This is a genomic window from Polaromonas sp. YR568 (assembly GCF_943371715.1).
Taxonomy (GTDB): domain Bacteria; phylum Pseudomonadota; class Gammaproteobacteria; order Burkholderiales; family Burkholderiaceae_C; genus Polaromonas.
In genome coordinates, this window is record NZ_CALRVW010000008.1 from 126,515 (window position 1) to 151,722 (window position 25,208).

General features: G+C 58.6%; 31 protein-coding genes and 1 tRNA gene. 30 read left to right on the top strand and 2 right to left on the bottom strand.

The genetic code is table 11. The annotated features are described in order from the left end of the window. Nucleotides 1-4 precede the first annotated feature (4 nt). The gene (gene glpK / locus AAG813_RS08420; protein WP_341913832.1) at nucleotides 5-1,498 is read right to left on the bottom strand and encodes a glycerol kinase GlpK; all 1,494 of its coding nucleotides are present in this window, start codon (nucleotides 1,496-1,498) and stop codon (nucleotides 5-7) included. Further along, nucleotides 1,495-2,289, bottom strand: coding sequence for a DeoR/GlpR family DNA-binding transcription regulator (locus AAG813_RS08425; RefSeq protein WP_341913835.1), 795 nt, complete (start codon nucleotides 2,287-2,289; stop codon nucleotides 1,495-1,497). The genes glpK and AAG813_RS08425 overlap by 4 nt, the downstream gene beginning before the upstream one ends. Before the next feature lie 188 nt (nucleotides 2,290-2,477). On the opposite strand from AAG813_RS08425, the gene AAG813_RS08430 reads away from it, so the two are divergent. The 30 genes from AAG813_RS08430 to AAG813_RS08575 all read left to right on the top strand — a co-directional run. Beyond that, the gene (locus AAG813_RS08430; protein WP_341913837.1) at nucleotides 2,478-3,551 is read left to right on the top strand and encodes an ABC transporter ATP-binding protein; all 1,074 of its coding nucleotides are present in this window, start codon (nucleotides 2,478-2,480) and stop codon (nucleotides 3,549-3,551) included. A gap of 1 nt (nucleotide 3,552) precedes the next feature. Further along, nucleotides 3,553-4,629, top strand: a complete 1,077-nt coding sequence (locus AAG813_RS08435; RefSeq protein WP_341913838.1) for an ABC transporter ATP-binding protein — start codon at nucleotides 3,553-3,555, stop codon at nucleotides 4,627-4,629. A gap of 43 nt (nucleotides 4,630-4,672) precedes the next feature. Continuing rightward, nucleotides 4,673-5,566 carry a sugar ABC transporter permease gene (locus AAG813_RS08440; RefSeq protein WP_341913840.1) on the top strand — a complete coding sequence of 298 codons (894 nt, stop codon included), beginning with the start codon at nucleotides 4,673-4,675 and terminating at the stop codon, nucleotides 5,564-5,566. Beyond that, a complete protein-coding gene (locus AAG813_RS08445; RefSeq protein ID WP_341913843.1) occupies nucleotides 5,559-6,371 on the top strand; it encodes a carbohydrate ABC transporter permease in 813 nt (270 codons plus the stop codon). Before AAG813_RS08440 ends, AAG813_RS08445 begins: the two co-directional genes overlap by 8 nt. Before the next feature lie 24 nt (nucleotides 6,372-6,395). Next, nucleotides 6,396-6,704 carry a DUF2160 domain-containing protein gene (locus AAG813_RS08450; RefSeq protein WP_341913845.1) on the top strand — a complete coding sequence of 103 codons (309 nt, stop codon included), beginning with the start codon at nucleotides 6,396-6,398 and terminating at the stop codon, nucleotides 6,702-6,704. Between the two features lie 88 nt (nucleotides 6,705-6,792). Next, entirely contained in the window at nucleotides 6,793-8,523 is a 1,731-nt protein-coding gene (locus AAG813_RS08455; RefSeq protein ID WP_341913847.1) for an ABC transporter substrate-binding protein, read from the top strand. 147 nt (nucleotides 8,524-8,670) lie between these two features. Next, the gene (locus tag AAG813_RS08460; RefSeq protein ID WP_341913849.1) at nucleotides 8,671-10,257 is read left to right on the top strand and encodes a glycerol-3-phosphate dehydrogenase/oxidase; all 1,587 of its coding nucleotides are present in this window, start codon (nucleotides 8,671-8,673) and stop codon (nucleotides 10,255-10,257) included. A gap of 317 nt (nucleotides 10,258-10,574) precedes the next feature. Beyond that, nucleotides 10,575-10,943, top strand: coding sequence for a 50S ribosomal protein L14 (gene rplN, locus AAG813_RS08465; RefSeq protein ID WP_007869247.1), 369 nt, complete (start codon nucleotides 10,575-10,577; stop codon nucleotides 10,941-10,943). Between the two features lie 9 nt (nucleotides 10,944-10,952). Beyond that, the gene (gene rplX, locus AAG813_RS08470) at nucleotides 10,953-11,273 is read left to right on the top strand and encodes a 50S ribosomal protein L24 (protein WP_096669198.1); all 321 of its coding nucleotides are present in this window, start codon (nucleotides 10,953-10,955) and stop codon (nucleotides 11,271-11,273) included. A gap of 2 nt (nucleotides 11,274-11,275) precedes the next feature. Continuing rightward, nucleotides 11,276-11,851, top strand: a complete 576-nt coding sequence (rplE, locus tag AAG813_RS08475; RefSeq protein ID WP_096669196.1) for a 50S ribosomal protein L5 — start codon at nucleotides 11,276-11,278, stop codon at nucleotides 11,849-11,851. Nucleotides 11,852-11,858: 7 nt separating this feature from the next. Continuing rightward, nucleotides 11,859-12,164, top strand: a complete 306-nt coding sequence (gene rpsN, locus AAG813_RS08480; RefSeq protein WP_077592484.1) for a 30S ribosomal protein S14 — start codon at nucleotides 11,859-11,861, stop codon at nucleotides 12,162-12,164. A gap of 17 nt (nucleotides 12,165-12,181) precedes the next feature. Continuing rightward, nucleotides 12,182-12,577 carry a 30S ribosomal protein S8 gene (gene rpsH / locus AAG813_RS08485; protein WP_096669194.1) on the top strand — a complete coding sequence of 132 codons (396 nt, stop codon included), beginning with the start codon at nucleotides 12,182-12,184 and terminating at the stop codon, nucleotides 12,575-12,577. 22 nt (nucleotides 12,578-12,599) lie between these two features. Then, nucleotides 12,600-13,133, top strand: coding sequence for a 50S ribosomal protein L6 (gene rplF / locus AAG813_RS08490; protein WP_341913860.1), 534 nt, complete (start codon nucleotides 12,600-12,602; stop codon nucleotides 13,131-13,133). 11 nt (nucleotides 13,134-13,144) lie between these two features. Next, nucleotides 13,145-13,510 carry a 50S ribosomal protein L18 gene (rplR, locus tag AAG813_RS08495; RefSeq protein WP_341913862.1) on the top strand — a complete coding sequence of 122 codons (366 nt, stop codon included), beginning with the start codon at nucleotides 13,145-13,147 and terminating at the stop codon, nucleotides 13,508-13,510. Nucleotides 13,511-13,527: 17 nt separating this feature from the next. Next, nucleotides 13,528-14,046: a 30S ribosomal protein S5 gene (gene rpsE, locus AAG813_RS08500; RefSeq protein ID WP_096669190.1), complete on the top strand. Its 519-nt coding sequence runs from the start codon at nucleotides 13,528-13,530 to the stop codon at nucleotides 14,044-14,046. An 11-nt stretch (nucleotides 14,047-14,057) separates the two neighbouring features. Further along, nucleotides 14,058-14,240: a 50S ribosomal protein L30 gene (gene rpmD, locus AAG813_RS08505; RefSeq protein WP_077592479.1), complete on the top strand. Its 183-nt coding sequence runs from the start codon at nucleotides 14,058-14,060 to the stop codon at nucleotides 14,238-14,240. 12 nt (nucleotides 14,241-14,252) lie between these two features. Continuing rightward, nucleotides 14,253-14,684, top strand: coding sequence for a 50S ribosomal protein L15 (gene rplO, locus AAG813_RS08510; RefSeq protein ID WP_096669321.1), 432 nt, complete (start codon nucleotides 14,253-14,255; stop codon nucleotides 14,682-14,684). A 23-nt stretch (nucleotides 14,685-14,707) separates the two neighbouring features. After that, the gene (gene secY / locus AAG813_RS08515; protein ID WP_341913867.1) at nucleotides 14,708-16,027 is read left to right on the top strand and encodes a preprotein translocase subunit SecY; all 1,320 of its coding nucleotides are present in this window, start codon (nucleotides 14,708-14,710) and stop codon (nucleotides 16,025-16,027) included. Nucleotides 16,028-16,032: 5 nt separating this feature from the next. Then, nucleotides 16,033-16,251 (top strand): translation initiation factor IF-1, encoded by a 219-nt coding sequence (infA, locus tag AAG813_RS08520; RefSeq protein WP_007869286.1) that lies wholly within the window; start codon nucleotides 16,033-16,035, stop codon nucleotides 16,249-16,251. A gap of 28 nt (nucleotides 16,252-16,279) precedes the next feature. Further along, nucleotides 16,280-16,393, top strand: coding sequence for a 50S ribosomal protein L36 (rpmJ, locus tag AAG813_RS08525; RefSeq protein ID WP_011481465.1), 114 nt, complete (start codon nucleotides 16,280-16,282; stop codon nucleotides 16,391-16,393). Between the two features lie 24 nt (nucleotides 16,394-16,417). Beyond that, complete coding sequence (gene rpsM, locus AAG813_RS08530; protein ID WP_096669186.1) at nucleotides 16,418-16,783, top strand: 30S ribosomal protein S13; 366 nt, start codon at nucleotides 16,418-16,420, stop codon at nucleotides 16,781-16,783. Between the two features lie 17 nt (nucleotides 16,784-16,800). Next, entirely contained in the window at nucleotides 16,801-17,205 is a 405-nt protein-coding gene (rpsK, locus tag AAG813_RS08535; RefSeq protein ID WP_077592475.1) for a 30S ribosomal protein S11, read from the top strand. A gap of 129 nt (nucleotides 17,206-17,334) precedes the next feature. Continuing rightward, entirely contained in the window at nucleotides 17,335-17,958 is a 624-nt protein-coding gene (gene rpsD, locus AAG813_RS08540) for a 30S ribosomal protein S4 (protein ID WP_096669184.1), read from the top strand. 95 nt (nucleotides 17,959-18,053) lie between these two features. Further along, nucleotides 18,054-19,043, top strand: coding sequence for a DNA-directed RNA polymerase subunit alpha (gene rpoA, locus AAG813_RS08545; RefSeq protein ID WP_096669182.1), 990 nt, complete (start codon nucleotides 18,054-18,056; stop codon nucleotides 19,041-19,043). A gap of 82 nt (nucleotides 19,044-19,125) precedes the next feature. Continuing rightward, nucleotides 19,126-19,527 carry a 50S ribosomal protein L17 gene (gene rplQ / locus AAG813_RS08550; RefSeq protein WP_341913872.1) on the top strand — a complete coding sequence of 134 codons (402 nt, stop codon included), beginning with the start codon at nucleotides 19,126-19,128 and terminating at the stop codon, nucleotides 19,525-19,527. Between the two features lie 18 nt (nucleotides 19,528-19,545). After that, nucleotides 19,546-19,622, top strand: a tRNA-Met gene (locus tag AAG813_RS08555). A gap of 498 nt (nucleotides 19,623-20,120) precedes the next feature. Beyond that, complete coding sequence (locus tag AAG813_RS08560) at nucleotides 20,121-22,319, top strand: type I secretion system permease/ATPase (protein ID WP_341913873.1); 2,199 nt, start codon at nucleotides 20,121-20,123, stop codon at nucleotides 22,317-22,319. Nucleotides 22,320-22,435: 116 nt separating this feature from the next. Beyond that, complete coding sequence (locus AAG813_RS08565) at nucleotides 22,436-23,731, top strand: HlyD family type I secretion periplasmic adaptor subunit (protein ID WP_341913875.1); 1,296 nt, start codon at nucleotides 22,436-22,438, stop codon at nucleotides 23,729-23,731. A gap of 189 nt (nucleotides 23,732-23,920) precedes the next feature. Beyond that, the gene (locus tag AAG813_RS08570) at nucleotides 23,921-24,415 is read left to right on the top strand and encodes a response regulator transcription factor (protein ID WP_341913877.1); all 495 of its coding nucleotides are present in this window, start codon (nucleotides 23,921-23,923) and stop codon (nucleotides 24,413-24,415) included. A 77-nt stretch (nucleotides 24,416-24,492) separates the two neighbouring features. Beyond that, the coding region (locus AAG813_RS08575; protein WP_341913879.1) for a retention module-containing protein at nucleotides 24,493-25,208 on the top strand (716 nt) is incomplete at its 3' end.

Consider the following 25,208-nt stretch of genomic DNA (forward strand, 5'->3'; position numbering starts at 1 on the left):
CGGTCTACAAGGCCACGGTCTGCCGCACCGCGTGTTCCCACTGCGCCATCAGGCCGGCCGCGCGGTCGGCGCTCAGAGTGGGCAAAAAGGTACGTTCTGCGCGCCACATGGCCGAGAGTTCGGCGGTGCTGGCGTAAACGCCGCTGGACAGCCCGGCCAGGTAGGCCGCGCCCAGCGCCGTGGTTTCCGTCACGGCCGGCCGAACGACCGGAATGCCCAGCAGGTCGGCCTGGAACTGCATCAGCAGGTCATTGATGCAGGCGCCGCCGTCCACCCGGAGTTCGGCCACCGGTGCGGCGCCGGCCGCCACCGCGTCGCGGCTCATGGCCTGCAGCAGGGCGGCGCTCTGGTAGGCAATGCTTTCCAGTGCGGCCCGCGCGATGTGGGCCACGGTGGTGCCGCGGCTCAGGCCGGTGATGGTGCCGCGTGCGTCGGGTTTCCAGTAGGGGGCGCCCAGGCCGGTGAAGGCTGGCACCATCATGACGCCGCCGGAATCGGGAACGCTTTGCGCCAGCGCCTGCACTTCGCCGCTGCCCTGGATCGCATGCAGGCCGTCGCGCAGCCACTGCACCACCGCGCCGCCGACAAACACGCTGCCTTCCAGCGCGTATTCGGTTTGCGGTGTGACCTGCGCCGCGCTGGTGGTGAGCAGGCCGTTGTGCGAGGTCTGGAATTTGTGGCCGGTGTGCACCAGCATGAAACAGCCGGTGCCGTAGGTGTTTTTGGCCATGCCCTCCTTGAAGCAGGCCTGGCCGAACAAGGCGCTTTGCTGGTCGCCCGCCACGCCGCCAATCGGGATGGCGCCGCCCAGCAGGTCCGGCAACACGTCGCCGTAGTGCGTGCTCGACGGCAGCACCCGCGGCATCAGGCTCTCGGGAATGTCCAGCAGCGCCAGCAGTTCGACATCCCAGGTATTGGCATGCACATTGAAGAGCATGGTGCGCGAGGCATTGGTCACATCGGTGGCATGCAGCGCGCCGCCTGTGAGTTGCCACATCAGCCAGCTGTCGATGGTGCCGAAAGCGAGTTCGCCGCGTGCCGCCTGTTGCCGCGCCTGCGGCACGTTGTCGAGCAGCCACTTGAGTTTGGTGCCGGAAAAGTAGGCATCGACCAGCAGCCCGGTTTTGGCCTGGATCAGGCCGGCCTTGCCGTCCTCGCGCAACTGCGCGCAGGTGGCTTCGGCGCGCCTGTCCTGCCAGACGATGGCGTGGTGGATGGGCTGGCCCGTCTTGCGGTTCCAGACCACGGTGGTTTCGCGCTGGTTGGTGATGCCCAGCGCGCGAATGTCACCGGCCTTGAGCCCGGCCTTGGCCAAGGCCTCGCGCGCCGTGGCGAGCTGGGTGCGCCAGATTTCCATCGGGTCGTGTTCGACCCAGCCCGGCCGGGGATAGATCTGCGGCAGTTCCTGCTGTGCAAGCGCCACGATGTGGCCTTGCGCGTCAAACACGATGCTGCGGGAGCTGGAGGTGCCCTGGTCCAGGGCAAGCAGGTAGGTCATGGTCGGGGCTTGGGGGGATGGGACTCAGGGAGGGCCACGACGCAGCTTACCCCGGCTTCGGCCAGCAGCGCCGGAAAGGGCTCGGGCGGCGGCTGGTCGGTAAACAGCCGGTCGATTTGCGACAGGGTGGCGAGTTCGACCATGGCGGGACGGTTGAACTTGCTGCTGTCGGCGGCGAGCCAGACTTCGCGGGCATGGCCAATGATGGTTTGCGCGACCTTGACCTCGCGATAGTCGAAGTCGCGCAGGGAGCCATCGGCCTCGATGCCCGAAATGCCGATCAGCGCGATGTCCACACGGAACTGGCGAATGAAGTCGACGGCCGCCTCGCCCACGATGCCGCGGTCGCGCGCGCGCACCACGCCGCCGGTGACGATCACCTCGCAGTTGGGGTTGCTGCTCAGGATGGCCGCGACGTTGAGGTTGTTGGTGATGACGCGCAGCCCCTTGTGATGCATCAGTGCCCTGGCAATGGCTTCGGTGGTCGTGCCTATGTTGAGGATCAGCGAGCAGTTGTCGGGCACTTCCTTGGCGACGGCCATTGCAATCCGCGCCTTGCCGTCGGCGTTGAGGCTCTCGCGCTGGCGGTGCGCGAGGTTTTCGATGGTCGAGCCTGGAACCCGCACGCCACCGTGAAACCGCGTCAGCAGCCCGGCTTCGGCCAGACGCTGCACGTCACGGCGCACGGTCTGCAGCGTGACCGCCAGGGTCTCTGCGAGTTGTTCAACGGTGACGGAGCCGTGCGCGCGGACCACGTCGAGAAGTTTGAGTTGCCTGGGATTGGAGTTCACGCGCCATTCTGTCCGAGAAGTCATGCGACTTTATATCGAAGCAAAAAGAAACAAATAAGGGAAAACATCTATACAAAACAATCAAAAAGGAAGAAAAATAGAACAGATACGAACAAATTCCAACGAATCGTGCCTACCGTCCCTTCCTTGACCTGTTTTGCGCGCACGGACGCGCCGAAAGGCGTCTGATGCAGCTTGTGCTCGACCGCATCAGCAAAAAAGTGGGCCCCGAGTCCTGGCTGTATGAGATGAGCCTGGCTCCGCGCGCGGGCGAAGTCACTGTCCTGCTGGGTGCCACGCAGGCCGGCAAGACGAGCCTGATGCGCATCATGGCTGGCCTTGATGTGCCCAGTGCCGGCCGTGTCCGGGTGGACGGCGCCGATGTGACCGGCGTGGCGGTGCGCGAGCGCAACGTGGCCATGGTGTACCAGCAGTTCATCAACTACCCCTCGCTCAAGGTTGGCGACAACATTGCTTCGCCGCTGAAGTTGCGCGGCGAAAAAAACATCGCCCAGCGCGTGCGCGAGATCGCCACGCGCCTGCATATCGACATGTTCCTGGACCGCTACCCGGCCGAGCTGTCTGGCGGGCAGCAGCAGCGGGTTGCGCTGGCGCGCGCGCTGGCGAAGGGTGCGCCGCTGATGCTGCTCGATGAACCGCTGGTCAACCTGGACTACAAGTTGCGTGAAGAGCTGCGCGAGGAGTTGACGCAGCTGTTTGCAGTTGGCGACTCGACGGTGATTTACGCGACAACTGAACCGGGTGAGGCCTTGCTGCTGGGCGGTTACACGGCGGTTCTCGATGGCGGGGAACTGCTGCAGTACGGCCCGACGGCGGAGGTGTTTCATGTGCCACGGTCGTTGCGTGTTGCCCGCGCCTTCAGTGACCCGCCCATGAACCTGATGGCTGCCACGGCCAGCGGACGGGGGGTGCAACTGGTGGGTGGCCCCGAGCTGGCTATCGCGCTGGCCCCGGGTGCATCGTCTGCATTGACGGTCGGCGTGCGGGCCAGCGCCCTGCGCGAGACCCGGCGCGATGGCGACATCACGCTGACCGGAAGGGTTGAATTGGCAGAGATTTCCGGCTCCGATACCTTTGTGCATGTGAGCACAGGTGTCGGCGAGCTCGTGGCCCAGCTCACGGGTGTGCATTATTTTGATCTTGGTGCTGCGATCACCCTGTATCTTCAACCTTCGCAGGCCTATGTGTTCGATGCCGGGGGGGCATTGCTGGTCGCGCCCTCGCGCAAGGGAGGGTATTGACATGGCCCGCATCGACCTGGAACTCGCTCACTCCTACAAGCCGAATCCGCGCGAGGATGCCGACTACGCCTTGCTGCCCTTGCAGATGACTTTTGAGGATGGCGGTGCTTATGCGTTGCTGGGCCCTTCGGGCTGCGGCAAGACCACCATGCTCAATGTGACATCCGGCCTGCTGGTGCCGTCGCAGGGTACCGTGAAGTTTGATGGCCGGGACATGACACATGCCTCGCCGCAGGAGCGCAACATTGCGCAGGTGTTCCAGTTTCCGGTCATTTACGACACGATGACTGTGGCCGAAAACCTCGCCTTCCCGCTGCGCAACCGGAAAATGCCGGTAGACCAGATCAAAAAAAGGGTTGGGCAGATCGCCGAGATGCTGGAGATGAGCGGCCAGTTGAACCAGCGCGCGGCCGGTCTCGCTGCCGACGCGAAGCAGAAAATCTCGCTGGGCCGCGGCCTGGTGCGGCCCGACGTCTCGGCGGTGCTTTTCGACGAGCCGCTGACCGTCATTGACCCACACCTGAAGTGGCAGCTGCGCCGCAAGCTCAAACAGATCCACCACGAACTCAAGCTCACGCTGATTTATGTCACGCATGACCAGGTAGAGGCGCTGACCTTTGCCCAGCAGGTGGTGGTGATGACCCGGGGCCGCGCCGTGCAGATCGGGTCGGCCGATGCATTGTTCGAGCGGCCGCAGCATACGTTTGTGGGCCATTTCATCGGCTCACCCAGCATGAATTTTTTGCCTGCTCGCGCTGCCGGCGATGCCCTCGACATCGCCGGCCACACGCTGCCCATGCCGACCGGGCGGGAACTGCCGGCCGGTGACTACAAGCTCGGCATACGCCCCGAATATGTGTCCCTGGCGGCGTCCGGCGCCGCAGGTGCCTTGCCCGCTAGCGTGGTGCGTGTGCAGGATATCGGCACCCATCTGATGCTGACGGCAATGGTGGGTGAGTGTGCTGTGAAGGCCCGCCTGCACTCAGGAATGACGGCGCCGCTAGCCGGAGACACCGCCTGGTTGCAACTGCTCGGGGCCCATACCTGCTTCTACAAGAATGAGGAACTGATCGCATGAGCACTGCGCGAAACCGCCCCATGCCGGGAAGAAGGGAGGCTCCATGAGTACCACCACAAAGCCCGTCAACCAGAAAGCCTGGCTGCTGGTGCTGCCGGTCATCATCTGTGTCGCCTTCTCGGCCATCCTGCCCCTGATGACGGTGGTCAACTATTCCGTGCAGGACATCATCTCGCCGGAGCGGCGCGTGTTCGTCGGCACCGAATGGTTTGCCGCCGTCATGCGCGACGAGGACCTCCATGCTGCGCTCTGGCGCCAGCTGACGTTTTCACTTGCCGTTCTGGCCGTCGAGATTCCCCTGGGCATCGCGCTGGCGCTCTCAATGCCGGCCCAGGGCTGGAAAGCTTCTGCCGTGCTGGTGCTGGTGGCGCTTTCTTTGCTGATCCCATGGAACGTGGTCGGAACCATCTGGCAGATCTATGGCCGCGCGGATATCGGCCTGCTCGGCATGGCGCTGCAGAAAATGGGCTTTGACTACAGCTACACGGGCAATGCGCTGCATGCCTGGATCACCGTGCTGGTCATGGACATCTGGCACTGGACGCCGCTGGTCGCGCTACTCTGTTATGCCGGTCTGCGCTCGATTCCCGATGCCTACTACCAGGCTGCCCGCATCGATGGGGCCAGCAAGTTCGCGGTGTTTCGTTATATCCAGCTGCCCAAGATGCGCGGCGTACTCATGATCGCCGTGCTGCTGCGTTTCATGGACAGCTTCATGATCTACACCGAGCCTTTTGTCCTGACCGGCGGAGGACCCGGCAACGCGACCACCTTCCTGTCGCAGTACCTCACGCAAAAGGCTGTGGGGCAGTTCGACCTGGGGCCAGCGGCGGCCTTCTCGCTGATCTACTTCCTGATCATCCTGCTGCTGTGCTTCATCCTCTACAACTGGATGCAGCGGGTGGGTACGGCGACCAAGGAGAACACTGGTGAATAAGCCGCGCTTTCAGGCCAGGACGTTGTTCCTCATCGCCTACATTGTTTTTGCGCTGTTGCCCATCTACTGGATGGTCAACATGAGTTTCAAGACCAACGCGGAAATCCTGTCGAGCTTCTCCTTCTTTCCGCAGGCGTTCACCTGGGCCAACTACCGGACCATCTTTACCGATCCGTCCTGGTATTCCGGCTACATCAATTCGTTGATCTATGTGGCGATCAATACCGTGATCTCGATCACCGTGGCCTTGCCGGCTGCCTATGCGTTTTCCCGCTACAGCTTCATCGGCGACAAACATGTGTTTTTCTGGTTGTTGACCAACCGCATGACGCCGCCGGCCGTATTTTTGCTGCCCTTCTTCCAGCTCTACACCACGGTGGGGCTGATGGATACCCATATTGCGGTGGCTCTGGCGCATCTGCTGTTCAACGTGCCGCTGGCGGTCTGGATCCTGGAAGGTTTCATGAGCGGCATACCGCGCGAGATCGACGAAACCGCCTATATCGATGGCTACTCCTTTCCCCGCTTCTTTGTCCGCATCTTCCTGCCGCTGATCAAGGCCGGTGTCGGTGTGGCGGCCTTTTTCTGCTTCATGTTCAGCTGGGTCGAGTTGCTGCTGGCCCGCACCCTGACCAGCGTCAACGCCAAACCCATCGTGGCGACGATGACCCGTACGGTGTCCGCCTCTGGCATGGACTGGGCAACCCTGGCTGCCGCGGGTGTGCTGACCATCGTGCCTGGGGCGATCGTGATCTGGTTTGTGCGGCATTACATCGCCAAGGGTTTTGCGATGGGCCGGGTGTGAGGCGGTTCATGAGGAGGAACAGACATGTTTGAGTGGATGGCGTGGACCTTGCCTGTGGCTGTCTTTTTCAGCTGCATTGTGTTGATGCTCGTCGGCATGACGATCTGGGAAGTCAAGTCCCCGACCACGGTGCGCCGCGGCTTTCTGCCGCTGGACACCACACGCGGCGACCGGCTGTTCATCGGTCTGCTCGGTGCGGCCTATATCAACCTGATTTTTGTGGGCCTCAGCGGCAAGCTGGGTGCGGCACTGGGCTTGCAGGCAGACCCGTCCATCTGGTTCAGTTTTTTCATTTCCATGGGATGGATTGCGCTTGTGATGCGCAAAGGCTAGCAGGAGGGTACGGATTCGGCTCATCGCTTCCCCGAGCCGGGCGAGTCTTTGAAACACTGGGGGAGGTCGTCAATTGAGGAGACAAGTCATGAAGATGCGCTACACAGCTCTGGCACTCGCAGCCGCCCTGACGGTCATGCAGAACGCCAGCGCCGGCGATGCCGAGGCAAAAAAATGGATAGACAGCGAATTCCAGCCATCAACGCTGAGCAAGGACCAGCAGATGGCCGAAATGAAGTGGTTCATCGAGGCGGCGAAAAAGCTGCAGGCCAAGGGTGTGAAGGAGATTTCCGTGGTGTCGGAAACCATCACCACCCACGAATATGAGTCCAAGACCCTGGCCAAGGCCTTCGAGGAGATCACTGGCATCAAGGTCAAGCATGACCTGATCCAGGAGGGTGATGTGGTCGAGAAGCTGCAGACTTCGATGCAGTCGGGCAAGTCAATTTACGACGGGTGGATTTCGGACTCGGACCTGATTGGCACCCATTACCGCTACGGAAAGGTGATGAATCTGACAGATTACATGGCCGGCAAGGGCAAGGAGTGGACCAACCCGGGGCTGGACATCAAGGACTTCATCGGCACCAGCTTCACCACGGCACCGGACGGCAAGCTGTACCAGCTGCCCGATCAGCAGTTTGCCAACCTGTACTGGTTCCGCGCCGACCTGTTTGCGCGCAAGGACCTGCAGGACAAGTTCAAGGCCAAATACGGCTACGAGCTGGGCGTGCCGCTGAACTGGAGTGCCTACGAGGATATCGCCGCCTTCTTCAGCGAAGACGTCAAGACCATCGACGGCAAACCGATCTACGGCCACATGGACTATGGCAAGAAGGACCCGTCTTTGGGCTGGCGCTTCACCGACGCCTGGCTGTCGATGGCTGGTACGGCCGACAAGGGCATCCCCAACGGCATGCCGGTCGATGAATGGGGCATCCGCGTGGCTGCTGACAAGTGCACGCCGGTCGGTGCATCCGTGTCTCGCGGCGGTGCGACCAATTCGCCTGCCGCTGTCTACGCACTGACCAAGTATGTGGACTGGATGAAGAAGTACGCACCCAAGGAAGCCACAGGCATGACCTTTGGCGAAGCCGGCCCGGTGCCCGCACAGGGCCAGATTGCCCAGCAGATCTTCTGGTACACCGCCTTCACGGCCGACATGACCAAAAAAGGGCTGCCGGTGGTGAACGCGGACGGCACGCCCAAATGGCGCATGGCCCCCGGCCCGAATGGCCCGTACTGGAAACAGGGCATGCAAAACGGCTACCAGGATGTCGGCTCCTGGACCTTCTTCACGGCGCATGACGAAAACCGGACGGCGGCCGCCTGGCTTTATGCGCAGTTCGTGACCGCGAAGACCACCTCGCTGAAGAAGACCATCGTCGGCCTGACGCCGATCCGCGAATCGGACATCCGCTCCAAGGCCATGACCGACATGGCGCCCAAGCTCGGTGGCTTGGTGGAGTTCTATCGCAGCCCGGCCCGTGTGGCCTGGACGCCGACGGGCACCAATGTGCCCGACTATCCGAAGCTGGCGCAGCTCTGGTGGAAAAACGTCGCCCAGGCCGTCACCGGTGAAAAGACGCCTCAGGGTGCGATGGATACGCTGGCCGAGGAGATGGACCAAGTCATGGCCCGCCTCGAGCGCGCCGGCATGGACAGGTGCGCTCCCAAGCTCAACCCCAAAGGCGATCCCGCCAAGTACCTGAGCGACACCGGCGCGCCCTGGAAAAAACTGGCCAACGAAAAGCCTAAGGGCGAGACCATCAACTACGACAAGCTACTGCAGGCATGGAAGGACGGCAAGGTCCGTTGACCGCAACCGCCCGGGCGCCGGCCCGCATGTTGCTTGACTGATGCAAGCCCCGCGCACGGACCACCGCGTCCGTGCGCGCTTGCCAACAAGAAAGCCAGGAAGGCGCAACCCGTTCCGGGGTTGCCGCGGAGATGGACAATGGAGCCCATGACTTTTGATTCCCCACCGTTGCCGACGCGACGCGCAGACCTGATAGAACGCCTCAAGGCCCCCCACACTTACGACATCGCGATCATCGGCGGCGGGGCCACCGGCCTCGGCGTGGCGCTGGATGCCGCGGCACGCGGATTTTCCGTCGTGGTGGTCGAATCGCACGACTTCGCCAAGGGCACCTCTTCCCGGGCGACCAAGCTGGTTCATGGCGGGGTTCGTTATCTGGCGCAGGGCAATATTTCCCTGGTGCGCGAGGCGTTGCACGAACGGACGCGTCTGCTGGCCAATGCGCCGCATCTGGCGCAGCCCCTGCCTTTTGTGATGCCTTCCTACAAGTTCTGGGAGGCTCCGTTTTACGGCGTCGGACTCAAGATGTATGACGCGCTGGCCGGCAAGGCCGGCCTGGGTCCCACCGAATTCCTCAATCGCGCTGAAACACTGCAGCTCCAGCCGACGGCCCGCCAGGCCGGACTCCGGGGCGGGGTCAAGTACTGGGACGGCCAGTTCGACGACGCGCGGCTGGCACTGGCGCTGGCGCGCAGCGCCGCGCGCGCCGGCGCCCTGCTGGTCAATTATTGTGCTGCGACCGGTCTTGTTCATGAGGGTGGCAAGCTGGTGGGGCTGCATGTGGCCGATCGTGAAAGTGGGCAAGCACTTACGCTGCGGGCCAAATGTATTGTGAATGCGGCAGGGGTCTGGGTCGATCAGCTGCGAGTCCTCGACGGCCAGGCTATCGGCCGCGAGGCCAAACCCATGGTCGCGCCCAGCCAGGGTGTTCATATCGTCGTGGATCGATCGTTTTTGCCCACCGACCACGCCCTCTTGGTTCCAAAAACCGCGGACGGGCGTGTGCTGTTTGCCGTGCCCTGGCTGGGCAAGACCATCCTGGGAACCACCGACACGCCGCGCAACGACCTGGCGCGCGAACCGCTGGCTTTTCGCGAAGAGGTCGACTTCATCCTCGGTGAATCGGCGCGTTACCTGAGCCGGGCACCCGGTCCTGCCGACATCAAAAGCATCTGGGTTGGGTTGCGGCCGCTGGTCAAACCACCACAGGACGATGGCGACAGCACCCAGGCGCTGTCGCGTGAACACACGGTCCTCGTCAGCAAAAGCGGTCTGGTCACTGTGACCGGCGGCAAGTGGACCACCTACCGCGCCATGGCGGAAGACGTGCTGGACAACTGTTTTGGTGCTGGATTGCTGGCAAAACGCCCGGGGGGCGCCACGGCCAGCCTCCAGCTGGTGGGCGCCCAGCCATCCGTCCACAAGATCAGCGACGCACCCGGGCTGCATCTGTATGGAAGCGAAGCGGCAGCCGTCCAGGCCCTGCCGGGGGGGGAGAGCATGCTGGGCGGTGGCCTGACGGAGGCGATGGTGCGTTTTGCGGCCAGGCACGAGTACGCGCGCACAGTGGAGGATGTGCTGGCGCGCCGCTCCCGGCTCCTGTTTCTGGACGCCGCGCTGGCCAAGACCCTGGCGGCGAGGGTGGCGGAATTGCTGGAGCAGGAAACCGGGGCAGATCCCCGCCTCGCTGATTTTCTGGTCCTGGCCGATCAGTACTTGACCTTGCCTGTCTGATTCCTCCCGAAGCTGCGCCTCACAATGGGTTGTCAATGCTCTATTTTTAATAGCAGCTTGCGCCCGTCTATCAAGGGGGAGAGGCTGTTTTGGCAATAATTCCTGGGCGCCAACCTTGCTTGGCGAACAATTTGCAGCAACAGTTGTTGACAGTCTGGATGAATTTGTTGATAATCGTGGGCTTCGCTGTAAAAAGCTGAGAATTCTGCCTAACGGAAGCATCGCAAGTGGTTTGCGGTGTGGACGACGGGCCCAAGACTGACTGGCAAGTCTTCCCTTCGGGGAAAAGGCGCTGGTGCAAGTTGGGACTAATTTAAATGATTCAAACGCAATCCAAACTCGATGTTGCTGACAACACGGGTGCCAAATCTGTGATGTGCATCAAGGTGCTGGGCGGGTCCAAGCGCCGCTATGCCAGCGTCGGCGATGTCATCAAGGTGAGTATCAAAGAAGCCGCTCCACGTGGCCGCGTCAAAAAAGGCGAGGTTTACAGTGCTGTGGTGGTTCGTACTGCCAAGGGCATCCGTCGCGGCGATGGTTCACTCGTCAAATTCGATGGCAACGCAGCTGTGTTGCTTAACGCCAAGCTGGAGCCTATCGGCACCCGCATCTTCGGACCGGTCACGCGCGAGCTGCGCACCGAGAAGTTCATGAAGATCGTGTCCCTGGCTCCTGAAGTTCTGTAAGGACGCGCCATGAACAAGATTCGTAAAGGCGACGAGATCATTGTGATCGCAGGTCGTGACAAGGGTAAGCGCGGCACGATTTCGTTGCGCAAGGACGACAGCTATGTGCTGGTGGACGGGATCAACCTGGTGAAAAAACACACCAAGCCCAACCCTCTCAAGGGTGCTACCGGTGGCATCGTCGAAAAAAGCATGCCGATTCACCAGTCCAACGTCGCCATTTTCAATGCCGCGACGGGCAAGGCGGATCGGGTGGGCATCAAGTTGTTGGCTGACGGCAAAAAAGTGCGCGTCTTCAAGTCCAGCGGCGAAGAAATCAAGGCTGCATAAACATGGCAAAGACCGCACCTACCCAAGCTGCACCTGCCCAGGCTCGCCTGCAGGCCCAGTTCCGCGAAAAAATCGCGCCGGCGCTGATGGAAAAATTCGGCTACAAGTCGCCGATGCAGGTTCCTCGCATCACCAAGATCACCCTCAACATGGGTGTGAGTGAGGCTGTGGCTGACAAGAAGGTCATGGAGCATGCCGTCAGCGACATGACCAAGATCGCTGGCCAGAAGCCGGTGGTGACCAAGGCCAAGAAGGCTATCGCCGGTTTCAAGATCCGCGAAGATCTGCCGATTGGCTGCATGGTCACGCTGCGCGGCGTCCAGATGTATGAGTTCCTGGATCGTTTCGTCACGGTGGCGTTGCCCCGTGTTCGCGACTTCCGTGGTATCTCCGGTCGGGCCTTCGATGGTCGCGGCAACTACAACATCGGCGTGAAAGAGCAGATCATTTTCCCTGAGATTGAGTACGACAAGGTTGACGCCTTGCGTGGTCTCAACATCAGCATCACCACCACGGCTAAGACCGACGAAGAGTGCAAGGCGCTCCTCACCGGCTTCCGTTTTCCGTTCAAGAACTGAGGCGGGCATGGCAAAACAGGCTTTATTGCAACGTGAACTGAAGCGCGACAAACTCGTGGCCAAGTTCGCCAAGAAACACGCTGAACTCAAGGCAACGTCCAACGACGCCAAACGCTCCGATGAAGAGCGCGCACTGGCCCGTCTGGAGTTGCAAAAGTTGCCCCGCAACGCGAATCCGACACGCCAGCGCAACCGCTGTGCGATCACGGGTCGTCCGCGTGGCACATTCCGTCAATTTGGCTTGGCTCGCGCCAAGATCCGCGAGTTGGCTTTTGCTGGTGATATCCCTGGTATCACCAAGGCAAGCTGGTAAGCATAGGAGAACCGCAAATGAGTATGAGTGATCCTATTGCCGACATGCTGACACGCATCCGCAATGCACAAATGGTTGAAAAAGCTGTTGTGCTGGTGCCGTCTTCAAAAGTCAAAGTCGCCATTGCGCAGGTGTTGAAGGATGAGGGCTACATTGATGGCTTTTCCGTCAGCGCTAACGATGGCAAGCCCCAACTGGAAATCGCCCTGAAGTATTACGCAGGACGCCCGGTGATTGAGCGCATCGAGCGCGTCAGCCGCCCAGGCCTTCGCGTTTACAAAGGCCACGGCGCCATCCCCCAGGTCATGAACGGCCTGGGTGTCGCCATTGTCACGACTCCCCAGGGCGTCATGACTGATCGTAAGGCGCGCGCTACCGGTATCGGTGGTGAAGTGCTTTGCTATGTGGCCTAACGGGCATTGAGGAGTAACTGAAATGTCTCGTGTAGGAAAAATGCCAGTCGTCTTGCCGCAGGGTGTGGACGTGGCGATGAAAGACGACCAGATCAATGTCAAGGGTGCTCTCGGCGCTCTGGCGCTGACGCAAAATTCCCTGGTGACCATCAAAAATGATGCTGGCCAGCTGACTTTTGTGCCGGCCAATGAGTCGCGTGAAGCCAATGCCATGAGTGGAACCATGCGTCAGCTGGTCAACAACATGGTGACGGGCGTCACCAAGGGCTTCGAGAAGAAATTGAACCTGGTTGGTGTGGGTTACAAGGCCCAGGCGCAAGGTGCCAAGCTGAATCTGACCGTAGGTTATTCGCACCCTGTGGTGATGGATATGCCAGCTGGTATTCAGGTTGCAACACCTACGCCCACCGAAGTGGTGATCAAGGGTGCCGATCGTCAGCGCGTCGGGCAGATTGCTGCCGAAGTTCGTGCGGTCCGTCCTCCCGAGCCTTACAAGGGCAAGGGCATCCGTTATTCGGATGAGAAGATCACGATCAAAGAAACCAAGAAGAAATAAGGAGCTGCACCATGTTGACCAAAAAAGAGCAGCGCCTTCGTCGTTCACGCCAGACCCGCATCCGCATTGCAACGCAAGGTGTTGCTCGTCTGACGGTGAACCGCACCAATTTGCATATTTACGCCAGCGTCATCTCTGGCGACGGCACCAAGATCCTGGCATCTGCCTCGACCGCGGAAGTCGAAGTCCGCAAGGACCTCGGCGCTTCCGGCAAGGGTGCCAACGTTGCTGCTGCGCAGGCCATTGGCAAGCGCATTGCCGAAAAGGCAAAAGCAGCAGGTGTGGAAAAAGTAGCGTTTGACCGCGCTGGTTTTGCGTACCACGGCCGCGTTAAAGCGCTGGCCGAGGCAGCTCGCGAAGCTGGCTTGCGGTTCTAAGCAGACTGGAATTAAGTATGGCTAAGTTTCAAGCAAAACAACAAAACGACGCTCCAGACGATGGTCTGAAGGAAAAAATGATCGCGGTCAACCGCGTGACCAAAGTTGTCAAAGGCGGCCGGATTTTGGGTTTTGCCGCCCTGACCGTGGTTGGTGACGGCGACGGTCGTGTCGGTATGGGCAAGGGCAAGTCGAAAGAAGTGCCTGCGGCCGTGCAAAAGGCCATGGAAGAAGCCCGTCGCAACATGACGAAAGTGTCTCTGAAAAACGGCACGCTTCATCACAACGTGTTCGGCCATTGGGGTGCTGCCAGCGTCATGATGATGCCGGCCGCCAAAGGTACCGGCATCATTGCCGGCGGCCCGATGCGCGCGGTCTTTGAAGTGATGGGTATCACCGATATCGTCGCGAAGAGCCATGGCTCCAGCAATCCGTACAACATGGTGCGTGCAACGATGGACGCCCTGAACAATTCCACGACGGCTTCGGACATCGCAGCCAAGCGTGGCAAATCCGTCGAAGAAATCTTCGGCTAAGGCGATACGCAATGACGACAGAGAAAAAACTCACGGTGACGCTGGTTCGCAGCCCGATTGGCACCAAGGAATCCCATCGCGCCACGGTGCGCGGTCTGGGCCTGCGCGGTATCAACAGCAAGAGCGAACTGCAGGACACGCCCGCTGTGCGCGGCATGATCAACAAGATCAGCTACCTGGTCAAGGTGCTGTAAGCGGAGCTTATGATGGAACTAAACGGAATCAAGCCTGCCGCAGGCGCAAAACATGCCAAACGTCGCGTTGGTCGCGGTATCGGCTCGGGCATCGGCAAAACAGCCGGTCGTGGCCACAAAGGTCAAAAGTCCCGTGCTGGTGGATATCACAAGGTGGGCTTTGAAGGTGGTCAGATGCCTTTGCAGCGTCGCTTGCCCAAGCGCGGCTTCAAGTCGCACAACCTCAAGTTCAATGCGGAAGTCACCCTGGCTGCTCTCGAGCAGCTCGGCTTGGCCGAAGTCGACCTGTTGGCGCTCAAAACAGCTGGCCTCGTCGGACAGCTGGCAAAGAACGTCAAAGTCATCAAATCGGGTGCGCTGACCAAGGCTGTCAAGCTCAATGGTATCGGTGCGACTGCGGGTGCAAAAGCCGTGATCGAAGCCGCTGGCGGCGTGATCGCTTAATACTCAAACACGGACAACGACCAGTGGCAACCAGCTCTGCACAAATTGCAAAAACCGGCAAGTTCGGCGATCTGCGCAACAGGCTTGTGTTTTTGTTGCTTGCGCTGGTGGTGTATCGGGTTGGGGCTCACATTCCGGTTCCCGGAATTGACCCCGGTCAACTGCAGCAGCTGTTCAAGGGGCAGCAAGGCGGCATATTGAGCTTGTTCAATATGTTCTCCGGCGGGGCCCTGTCGCGGTTCACGGTGTTTGCGCTGGGCATCATGCCCTACATCTCGGCTTCCATCATCATGCAGCTGCTCACCTATGTCGTTCCGACATTCGAGCAGATGAAGAAGGAAGGCGAAGCTGGTCGCAGGAAGATCACGCAGTACACCCGTTACGGCACCTTGGGTCTGGCGCTGTTTCAGTCCATGGGTATCGCGATTGCGCTGGAGAGCTCCCCGGGTTTGGTGTTGGCTCCTGGTTTTGGATTTCGCATGACGGCGGTGGTCAGCTTGACTGCCGGCACGATGTTCTTGATGTGGCTGGGCGAGCAGATCACCGAGCGTGGTCTGGGTAACGGCATCTCGATTCTGATTTTTGCTGGCATCGCAGCGGGACTGCCCAGTGCGCTTGGCGGCTTGCTTGAACTTGTTCGCACCGGCGCCATGAGTATTCTGGTGGCCATCGTGATTGTTGCGGTCGTGGTGCTGGTGACTTATTTTGTTGTGTTTGTTGAGCGTGGGCAGCGAAAGATTCTGGTGAATTACGCCAGGCGGCAGGTTGGCAACAAGGTCTATGGCGGTCAATCCTCCCATCTGCCCTTGAAGTTGAACATGGCCGGTGTGATCCCCCCGATTTTTGCATCGTCGATCATTCTGTTGCCGGCAACCGTGGTTGGCTGGTTCAGCACGGGCGAAGGCACGCGTTGGCTCAAGGATATCGCCGCTACATTGACGCCGGGCCAGCCGATCTATGTGTTGCTGTATGCCAGTGCGATCATCTTTTTCTGCTTCTTTTACACGGCCCTGGTTTTCAACAGCCGCGAAACGGCTGACAACCTGAAAAAGAGCGGCGCGTTCATTCCTGGTATTCGCCCTGGTGACCAGACGGCGCGGTACATTGACAAGATTCTGGTGCGCTTGACGCTGGCTGGCGCCATTTACATCACTTTTGTGTGCTTGTTGCCTGAGTTTTTGATTTTGAAGTACAACGTGCCGTTTTATTTCGGTGGAACCTCGTTGCTGATTATTGTGGTTGTCACCATGGATTTCATGGCACAGGTACAAAACTACATGATGTCCCAGCAATATGAATCCCTGCTGAAGAAAGCGAATTTTAAAACGTCACCAGGTGGTTGATTGGGATGTCGAAAGACGATGTTATCCAGATGCAGGGGGAGGTCGTGGAGAACTTGCCCAACGCGACGTTTCGCGTAAAGCTGGAAAATGGTCATGTTGTTTTGGGTCACATCTCGGGAAAGATGCGAATGCACTACATCCGCATTCTTCCGGGTGACAAAGTCACGGTTGAGTTAACGCCTTATGATTTGTCGCGAGCACGCATTGTGTTTCGCGCCAAGTAAGTACTGTTCAGAAGTTTAGGAGAAAGACATGAGAGTTTCAGCTTCGGTCAAGAAAATTTGCCGCAACTGTAAGATCATCCGCCGCAAGGGCGTTGTGCGTGTGATTTGCACAGACCCACGCCACAAACAGCGTCAAGGCTGATTTCAAGAGTTTTAGAGGACGCATATGGCTCGTATCGCTGGTATCAATATTCCGCCGCAGCAACACGCCGAAATCGGCTTGACTGCTATTTTCGGCATCGGTCGCACTCGTGCTCGCAAAATCTGCGAGGCATGTGATATTGCGTATTCCAAAAAAGTCAAAGATCTCACAGACGGTGACTTGGAAAAGATTCGTGACCAGATCGCGCAATTCACCATTGAAGGTGACCTGCGTCGTGAAACCACGATGAACATCAAGCGTTTGATGGATATCGGATGCTACCGTGGCTTTCGCCATCGTCGCGGGTTGCCCATGCGCGGTCAGCGCACACGCACCAATGCACGCACCCGCAAGGGTCCGCGCAAGGCGGCACAGTCCCTGAAGAAATAATTGAGTAAGAGGTAGTTATGGCAAAAGCCCCCAGCAGTAACGCAGCACAACGCGTTCGCAAGAAAGTACGCAAGAACGTTGCCGACGGCGTCGCTCACGTTCACGCGTCTTTCAACAACACCATCATCACGATCACAGATCGTCAGGGCAATGCCTTGTCGTGGGCCTCTTCTGGCGGTCAGGGCTTTAAAGGTTCGCGCAAGTCGACCCCCTTTGCTGCTCAGGTCGCTTCCGAGGTGGCTGGTCGCGCCGCTATTGAGCAGGGCATCAAGAATCTTGATGTCGAAATCAAAGGCCCTGGTCCAGGACGTGAATCATCGGTTCGCGCGCTGGCAGCGCTTGGCATCCGCATCAATTCGATTGCTGACGTCACGCCAGTGCCGCACAACGGTTGCCGTCCCCAGAAACGCCGTCGTATTTAAGTCCTGCTTTCCCGGTTGGGCCCTCGTTTTCACGCGGGCCAACCGGGCGAGTTTTTATCAAGCCCACCGCCGTCAGGTTGCTACCTGCGGCTCCTGCAGTTTCTGCAGCAGATGACATAAGGAATTCAAGTGGCACGTTACCTCGGCCCCAAGGCCAAACTATCCCGCCGTGAAGGCACCGACCTGTTTCTGAAAAGCGCTCGCAGAGCCATCGGTGACAAGGCGAAGTTCGATTCGAAGCCAGGCCAGCACGGTCGCACTTCCGGCACCCGCACCTCAGACTTCGGTCTCCAGCTGCGTGAGAAGCAGAAGGTCAAGCGCATGTACGGTGTGCTGGAAAAGCAGTTCCGCCGTTATTTCGAGGAAGCTGATCGTCGCAAGGGAAACACCGGCGCCAATCTGCTGTTTATCCTGGAATCGCGCCTGGACAATGTGGTTTATCGGATGGGTTTCGGTTCTACCCGCGCTGAGGCGCGCCAGCTGGTGTCGCACAAGGCGATCACTGTCAATGGCAGTTCGGTCAACATCCCGTCTTACATGGTTAAAACGGGCGACGTGATCGCCGTTCGTGACAAATCCAAGAAGCAGACCCGCGTGGCGGAAGCTCTGCAGTTGGCTCAGCAAGTCGGCATGCCAGCGTGGGTGGATGTCAGCATTGACAAAGGCGAGGGCATTTTCAAGAAAGTGCCGGATCGCGACGAGTTTGCTGCGGACGTCAACGAGTCGTTGATCGTCGAACTTTATTCACGTTAATTTTCGTTCCTGCGCATACGGGGCACTGTATGCGCGGGGTCGCTTCACCCGGCCTTATCGGTGTAACGAGCCGAGGGTATTGAGAGGAAGAATGCATGCAAACTAATTTACTGAAACCAAAAACTATCAATGTTGAGCAGCTTGCCGCCAATCGCGCCAAGGTGACTCTGGAGCCTTTCGAGCGTGGCTATGGTCACACGCTCGGCAACGCCCTGCGCCGCGTTTTGCTTTCGTCCATGGTCGGTCACGCCGCAACTGAAGTCACGATCGCCGGTGTGTTGCATGAGTACTCGTCCATTGATGGTGTCCAGGAAGATGTTGTCAATATCCTTCTGAACCTCAAAGGCGTGGTTTTCAAGCTGCACAATCGCGATGAAGTCACGCTAAGCTTGCGCAAGGAGGGTGAAGGCCCCGTAACCGCTGCAGACATTCAGACACCCCATGATGTCGAAATCATCAATCCAGAGCATGTCATTGTCAATTTGTCGCACGGCGGCAAGATCGACATGCAGATCAAGGTCGAGAACGGCCGTGGCTATGTTCCCGGTACCATGCGTCGCTACGGCGATGAATCAACCAAATCGATTGGCCGGATTGTCCTGGACGCATCTTTTTCGCCTGTCAAGCGGGTGAGCTATACCGTCGAAAGCGCCCGCGTTGAGCAGCGTACGGACCTCGACAAGCTGGTTCTGGAAATCGAGACCAATGGTGCGGTGACTGCGGAAGACGCTGTCCGTGCCTCGGCTAAAATTCTGGTTGAGCAGCTTGCTGTATTTGCACAGCTCGAAGGCAACGAGCTGGCTGCTTTTGATGCGCCTGTTCAGCGCAGCTCCCAGCAATTTGATCCGATTTTGCTGCGTCCTGTCGATGAACTCGAATTGACGGTGCGTTCTGCTAATTGTCTCAAGGCGGAGAACATCTACTACATCGGTGACCTGATTCAGCGTACAGAGAACGAGCTTCTCAAGACGCCGAATCTGGGCCGCAAGTCGCTCAATGAAATCAAGGAAGTGTTGGCCTCCCGGGGACTCACACTGGGCATGCGTTTGGAAAGCTGGCCTCCCGCTGGTCTTGACAAGCGTTAATTGAAATTCGCCTCTTTCGGGAGGCAGTGCACAGGTAGTACCTGATACGGCTATCTGAATTAAAATATGAAAGGACAGCACCATGCGTCACGGACACGGACTTCGTAAACTCAATCGCACCAGCTCACACCGGCTGGCCATGTTACGCAACATGATGAATTCCCTTATTCAACATGAAGCGATTAAAACGACCTTGCCCAAGGCCAAAGAACTTCGCCGCGTCGTCGAGCCAATGATCACGCTGGCAAAAGAGCCTACGCTCGCGAACAAGCGCCTCGCGTTCGACCGTCTGCGTGACCGCGACATGGTCGTCAAGCTTTTTGCCGAGCTAGGCCCTCGCTACAAGGCCCGTCCTGGTGGCTATACACGCATCCTGAAGATGGGTTTTCGTGTGGGTGATAACGCGCCCATGGCCTTGGTTGAGTTGGTGGATCGCCCTGATCTTGCTGAAGAAGCTACTTCTGACACTGCCAAGTCAGAATAGGGTATAATAAATACTTATCGCGCGGTGGAGCAGCCTGGTAGCTCGTTGGGCTCATAACCCAAAGGTCGTAAGTTCAAATCTTGCCCGCGCAACCAATTTCCCGGTTAACCATGCCGGGACCAAAACGCCCACATCAAGTGGGCGTTTTGCTTTGCGCCATCCTTTTGTTGGCGCCACTGGAGTTATTGCCCCGTTACGGGTGGGGCCAACGGGGCGAGGATCTTGGCCGGTGTCTCTCATGATTCGCTTGGGGAATTCCATGAGATGCCCGTGTCGTATGAGGCGCTTGGGTTAGCCTTGGCGGGGTAACATGTTTGAGTACCAGCGCTTTAATTTTTGAGCGACGCAATTGACGAATCTGTTCTTCCCTATGTCGCGTAAACTCCTCGTATGCTCGCAAACAGGGTACATCGGGCCAGGCAGGTGGTTGTTCATGGGGTCGAGCCACCACACTGGGCGGGCAATGTCACCAAAATGGCGCTAACTCACAAAATCTGACTTGCACATGTAGCGGCAAGTGCTTGATTTTATTACAATTGGTTACTTCAGGTGTCGGCTTCAATTTTGAATGAGCTGGCCTTAAAGATCGAGAAATGAGTGACATGAACGTGCCATTGCAGACCAGTCCTACGAGCGAGGCTAGCCACTTGGCCCAAGGCTTGCGCGAAGACTTGCTGCATCACGATCCCTTGCTCGATTGCCTGGTGGAGCTGACTCGAATACACGGTCGCCCAAGCACCCGGGCCGCTTTGTCTGCGGGCCTTCCTCTGCCCAAGGCGGGTCTTCCTCCCTCCCTCTTTTCCCGTGCTGCAGCGCGCGCTGGTCTGTCATGCAAGATATTGCGGCGACCCCTCGAAAAAATCGATTCGGCGTTGTTGCCTGTTGTCCTGCTCCTTGAGGGAGATGGTGCTTGTCTTTTGCTGGGTTGGGATGACCAGGGTCAAACGGCAAACCTGCTTTTTCCTGAAGCCGGGCAGGGCGTTGTGCAGCTGTCCCGTGAACAGCTGCTTGGTCGATATGTCGGCATCGCAATCTTCTCGCGGCCGAATTTTCGCTTCGACCAGCGTGCGCCTGAGCTAGCTGACATTCCGCAGCGCCATTGGTTTTGGGGCGCTTTTCGCGATCAGTTTCCACTTTACCGGGATATCCTGGCGGCGGCGCTCCTCATCAATTTGTTTGCGCTCGCATTGCCGCTTTTCTCGATGAATGTCTATGACCGCGTTGTACCCAACTTCGCGGTTGAGACACTCTGGATGCTGGCTTTCGGCCTCGTGCTGGTGCTGGTCATTGATTATTTTCTTCGCGTCATGCGGGGTTATTTTGTGGATCTCGCGGGTTCGCGCATAGACATCAAGCTCTCCACGCTGATCATGGAACGGGTGCTCGGGATGCGTCTTTCCGAGCGGCCGGCTTCGGTGGGTTCCTATGCCGCGACATTGCGCTCCTTTGAGTCGGTGCGCGACTTCATTGCGTCGGCCACAGTCACTGCTGTGGTTGACCTCCCGTTTGCCCTGCTCTTTTTTCTGGTTCTTGGCTGGATATCCTGGCCGCTGGTCATCCCCCCTCTTGTCGGCGTCATGGTGGTTGTCGTCTACAGCTACATCGTTCAGCACAAGATGCACCTGCTTTCCGAAACCACTTTCAGGGCTTCTGCAATGCGCAATGCCACGCTGGTGGAGACACTAACAGCCATGGAGGCCATCAAGGCCCACGGGGCAGAAAGCCAGATGCAGGCCAAACTCGAGGATACCGCAGCATTTCTTGCGCGTGTGAGTGCCCAGTTGCGGTTGTTGTCGTCTTCCGTGATCAACGTCGTCTCGAGCCTGCAGCAGCTGATCAATATCGTGATGATCGTGGCTGGCGTTTACCTGATTCACGAAGGCAAACTGACCATGGGGGGGTTGATCGCGGCTACGATGTTGTCCGGGCGCGCCATGGCGCCGCTGGGGCAAATTGTGGCACTTTTGATGCAGTACCAGAATGCCAGAACGGCCTTGGCCTCGCTTGAAGAGACGATGAAAAAGCCGGGCGAACGGTCCGATGAAATAAATTTCGTGCATCGCCCCGACATCGCGGGGGAAATCGTATTTGACAATGTGCACTTCAGCTATCCCGGGCGTACCCAGGAAGCTTTGCGTGGCGTTTCCTTCAGGATCAAGCCGGGAGAAAATGTGGTCGTGATTGGCCGGGTCGGCTCGGGCAAGACGACCCTGCAGAGATTGATTCTGGGTCTTTACACCCCTTCTGAAGGCGCAATCACCATGGATGGCATTGACCTTCGGCAGCTCGATCCCGCAGATTTGCGTCGCAACATCGGTTATGTCGAGCAGGATGCCATGCTCTTTTACGGAACATTGCGCGACAACATTGCGATCGCTGCCCCCTATGCTGACGACGGTGCCATTCTGGCGGCCGCCGAGGTGGGCGGTTTGATCGAGTTTGCCAATCGCCATCCACAGGGCTTTGACATGATCATTGGAGAGCGGGGTGAGTCGCTTTCCGGAGGGCAGCGACAAGGCGTGGCAATCGCCCGTGCAGCGTTGCTGGAACCGCCTGTGTTGTTGCTGGACGAGCCGACGGGTGCCATGGACTTCTCTTCAGAAGCGCAATTCAAGGAGCGCTTGCGCAGCTATGCAAAACACAAGACGATGGTTGTGGTGACGCATAGAAACACCTTGCTGGATCTTGCAGACCGCATCATTGTTATCGACGAGGGCCGCATCGTTGCCGATGGTCCCTATGAGCAGGTTATCGAGGCGCTGAAGGCCGGCCGCATTGGGAAAGCCTCATGAAGCCGCGATGGATCGCGTGGGCTCGCCCCTTGATTGCGGGCCTGGAGTCTGTCAGACGCCTGTTGCAGCCGGGTCTTGACCGCACACTTTCGTCCTGGCGTGAAGACGATCGGCGCATGGACGCAGGATTTGGCGGCGACGCAGACCGCGCCATGCTTGCCCAGGAACCACTGCGAGCCCGGATGCTCGTGAATAGCCTCGGCGTGGTTTTCGTTCTGGCGGTTTTGTGGGCCGGACTTTCTGAAGTCGATGAAATTACCAAAGGCGAAGGCAAAGTCATTCCCTCCAGGCAATTGCAGATTCTGCAGAGCCTGGACGGCGGTGTTGTTTCCGAAATTCTTGTGCAGGAAGGGCAAGTTGTCGAGCCTGGGCAGGTGCTGGTGAACATCGACACGACGCGTTTCGATTCTTCCGTGAAGGAAAACCGCGTCCAGTATTTGGCCTTGCTGGCCAAGGCAGCCCGACTCCGTGCCCTTGCCGAAGGGGTGCCTTTTGTACCACCCCCTGAAGCCGTTGCCGAGGCGCCGAAGACAGTTGGAGAAGAACTCAGTGCCTACGAAGCCAGTGCATCGACTTTGAATGCACAGCTGGCTATCGCCCGGCAGCAGTTGGCCCAGCGTCAGCAGGAACTGGTTGAAGTGCGTGCGAAGCGGGAGCAAGCGTCCCGGGCGTATGAGTTGACCGCCAGGGAACTGGGATACACCAAGCCCTTGCTCAAGGATGGCGCTGTATCAGAAGTCGAATTGTTGCGGCTGGAGCGGGAAACCGGGCGTTTTCTGGGTGAGCGGGAAATGGCCTCTGCCCAGATTTCAAAAACACAGTCGGCGATCGAAGAGGCCTCACGCAAAATTCAGGAGATCACGCTGAATTTTCAGAGCGAAGCCCGCAAGGAGTTGTCCGATACGCTGGCAAAACTAAACGTGAGTTCAGCCGGCGGTGTAGGGTTGGCGGACAAGGTCGATAAATCCTCACTGCGTTCACCTGTCAAAGGTACGGTCAAACGACTCCTTGTCAATACGGTGGGGGGGGTGGTCCAGCCGGGCAGGGACATCATTGAAATTGTTCCGCTCGAGGAAAATCTGCTGCTCGAAGCCAAGGTGCTGCCAAAAGATATCGCCTTCCTGCGGCCCGGAGACCGGGCGCTGGTGAAATTCACTGCCTATGATTTTTCCATTTATGGTGGTCTCGAGGCCAAGCTGGAATTTATTGGCGCCGATTCGGTTACCGATGAGCGTGGCAACACTTTTTATACCGTTCGCGTTCGTACGGAGAAATCCAAATTGGGCGAGGGACTGCCCATTATTCCGGGGATGGTTGCTGAAGTGGATATTATTACTGGCCAAAAATCCATTCTGTCCTATCTTCTCAAACCTGTTTTGAAGGCCAAACAAGCTGCCTTTACAGAGCGCTAGATCGAGGCCGCAGTGGGAATTCAGGACTCCGGACATTTATTTCTTTGCCCGCACGGACGCATGCTTCCTCGCTGGACCGAGGCTTTCAATACGGGAAGAGCCAGCAAAATCCACGCTGCGAGACCCGGTTCAGGGGCAGGCAGGGTAGACCTCGTGTGGCTGCGGTTGGAGCCGGGCGTGTCAGTGGCCATGCAGGTCGAACGTCTTGCCCCGCGTTTGAAGCTGGTTCCATGCGTGGTGTTAAGTGATCAGCCAACAGATGAGGAGGCGATTGCCGCTTTTTCTGCGGGTGCACGGGGTTACTGCAACACGCACGCCGTTGCTCAAGTTTTGATTCAGGTCGCTGCAGTCGTGTTGCAGGGGGGGCTCTGGATCGGCGAATCATTGATGCAGAGGCTGGTCAGCGCCACCGGCCGCATCCAGGCACAGGCCAGCGGGGCGGCTGCCGAGGTGAGGCCGAGCTGGTCCGAGGACCTCACGGACCGGGAGAAAGAGGTTGCCGCCACGCTGGCCGCTGGCGCCAGCAACAAGGAAATTGCCCGGGCACTCGGCATTACAGAGCGTACCGTCAAGGCGCATGTAGGTGCCATTCTTGAAAAACTCCATGTACGGGATCGTCTCCAGCTGTCGCTGGTCGTGAACGGCCGTGCGTCCGGACGTTCCCAAAGCACTGACTCGGCCTAGTACCTCGGTACAGTTCCCCCGGTCAGGCAAACGGGCTACATTGAAACCCAATGTAATAACTCCGTCTGGAATTCGCTATGGCAAATGAAGCCAACGTCGTCGGTAATGTCGTTTTGATTGAAGGCGTCGCTTTCGCTCAAAACAGCGACGGTGAACAGCGCCCTCTCAAGTTTGGCGATCCTGTTTTTGAAGGGGAAGTGATTGTCACGGCTACCGGTGGCCGTGTTGAGCTCGCCTTCGATCATGGCGGGAAGTTTCTTCTCCGCTCCAGAGAAACCGTAACACTTGACTCAACGGTCTTTGGCAACGTCTTGCCGGATGCCAACAGCGGCGCCCTTTTGCCGCGTGTCGGAGAGCTCACAAGCATTCTCAACGCCATCAACGAAGGCAGTAGTCTTGACAGGTTGTTGCAGGAAACATCAGCCGGGGTGAATTCGGTTTCTGACGTCGGCGGCACCAACATCAGGGCTGACGATGGCAACAACTTTGTCCAGTTGTTAAGGACAGCCGAGGAACTTGCACCGTTAACCTATGAATACGCCTCGCTTGGCAGGCAATCTTTGGGGTATTTGCCTTCGGGCGGGGTGCAATCTGTCGATGAGACTGGTACTTCGAATTCTGCTTTTTCCAGCATCCCTTCTGTGACCTCAGCGACGGGGGCGGCGGAAGATACGGCGGTGGCAGCACCGACGGTGAGCCTGACGACCGACAGCGGCGCCAGCACCAGCGACTCGATCACCAAAACCGGCACGCTGACGGTAGGCGGCACCGAAAGCGGAGCGACAGTGCAATA

Coding starts and splice junctions, on each gene's coding strand:
- rplR (WP_341913862.1), top strand. CDS start 13,145: ATGTTGACCAAAAAAGAGCAGCGCCTTCGTCGTTCACGCCAGACCCGC.
- rplF (WP_341913860.1), top strand. CDS start 12,600: ATGTCTCGTGTAGGAAAAATGCCAGTCGTCTTGCCGCAGGGTGTGGAC.
- AAG813_RS08435 (WP_341913838.1), top strand. CDS start 3,553: ATGGCCCGCATCGACCTGGAACTCGCTCACTCCTACAAGCCGAATCCG.
- AAG813_RS08455 (WP_341913847.1), top strand. CDS start 6,793: ATGAAGATGCGCTACACAGCTCTGGCACTCGCAGCCGCCCTGACGGTC.
- rplN (WP_007869247.1), top strand. CDS start 10,575: ATGATTCAAACGCAATCCAAACTCGATGTTGCTGACAACACGGGTGCC.
- AAG813_RS08440 (WP_341913840.1), top strand. CDS start 4,673: ATGAGTACCACCACAAAGCCCGTCAACCAGAAAGCCTGGCTGCTGGTG.
- infA (WP_007869286.1), top strand. CDS start 16,033: ATGTCGAAAGACGATGTTATCCAGATGCAGGGGGAGGTCGTGGAGAAC.
- glpK (WP_341913832.1), bottom strand. CDS start 1,498: ATGACCTACCTGCTTGCCCTGGACCAGGGCACCTCCAGCTCCCGCAGC.
- rplE (WP_096669196.1), top strand. CDS start 11,276: ATGGCAAAGACCGCACCTACCCAAGCTGCACCTGCCCAGGCTCGCCTG.
- rpmD (WP_077592479.1), top strand. CDS start 14,058: ATGACGACAGAGAAAAAACTCACGGTGACGCTGGTTCGCAGCCCGATT.
- rpsN (WP_077592484.1), top strand. CDS start 11,859: ATGGCAAAACAGGCTTTATTGCAACGTGAACTGAAGCGCGACAAACTC.
- rpsK (WP_077592475.1), top strand. CDS start 16,801: ATGGCAAAAGCCCCCAGCAGTAACGCAGCACAACGCGTTCGCAAGAAA.
- rpsH (WP_096669194.1), top strand. CDS start 12,182: ATGAGTATGAGTGATCCTATTGCCGACATGCTGACACGCATCCGCAAT.
- rplQ (WP_341913872.1), top strand. CDS start 19,126: ATGCGTCACGGACACGGACTTCGTAAACTCAATCGCACCAGCTCACAC.
- AAG813_RS08450 (WP_341913845.1), top strand. CDS start 6,396: ATGTTTGAGTGGATGGCGTGGACCTTGCCTGTGGCTGTCTTTTTCAGC.
- rpoA (WP_096669182.1), top strand. CDS start 18,054: ATGCAAACTAATTTACTGAAACCAAAAACTATCAATGTTGAGCAGCTT.
- AAG813_RS08460 (WP_341913849.1), top strand. CDS start 8,671: ATGACTTTTGATTCCCCACCGTTGCCGACGCGACGCGCAGACCTGATA.
- AAG813_RS08565 (WP_341913875.1), top strand. CDS start 22,436: ATGGACGCAGGATTTGGCGGCGACGCAGACCGCGCCATGCTTGCCCAG.
- rpsE (WP_096669190.1), top strand. CDS start 13,528: ATGGCTAAGTTTCAAGCAAAACAACAAAACGACGCTCCAGACGATGGT.
- rpmJ (WP_011481465.1), top strand. CDS start 16,280: ATGAGAGTTTCAGCTTCGGTCAAGAAAATTTGCCGCAACTGTAAGATC.
- rplX (WP_096669198.1), top strand. CDS start 10,953: ATGAACAAGATTCGTAAAGGCGACGAGATCATTGTGATCGCAGGTCGT.
- rpsM (WP_096669186.1), top strand. CDS start 16,418: ATGGCTCGTATCGCTGGTATCAATATTCCGCCGCAGCAACACGCCGAA.
- AAG813_RS08560 (WP_341913873.1), top strand. CDS start 20,121: ATGAGTGACATGAACGTGCCATTGCAGACCAGTCCTACGAGCGAGGCT.
- AAG813_RS08430 (WP_341913837.1), top strand. CDS start 2,478: ATGCAGCTTGTGCTCGACCGCATCAGCAAAAAAGTGGGCCCCGAGTCC.
- rplO (WP_096669321.1), top strand. CDS start 14,253: ATGGAACTAAACGGAATCAAGCCTGCCGCAGGCGCAAAACATGCCAAA.
- AAG813_RS08570 (WP_341913877.1), top strand. CDS start 23,921: ATGCAGGTCGAACGTCTTGCCCCGCGTTTGAAGCTGGTTCCATGCGTG.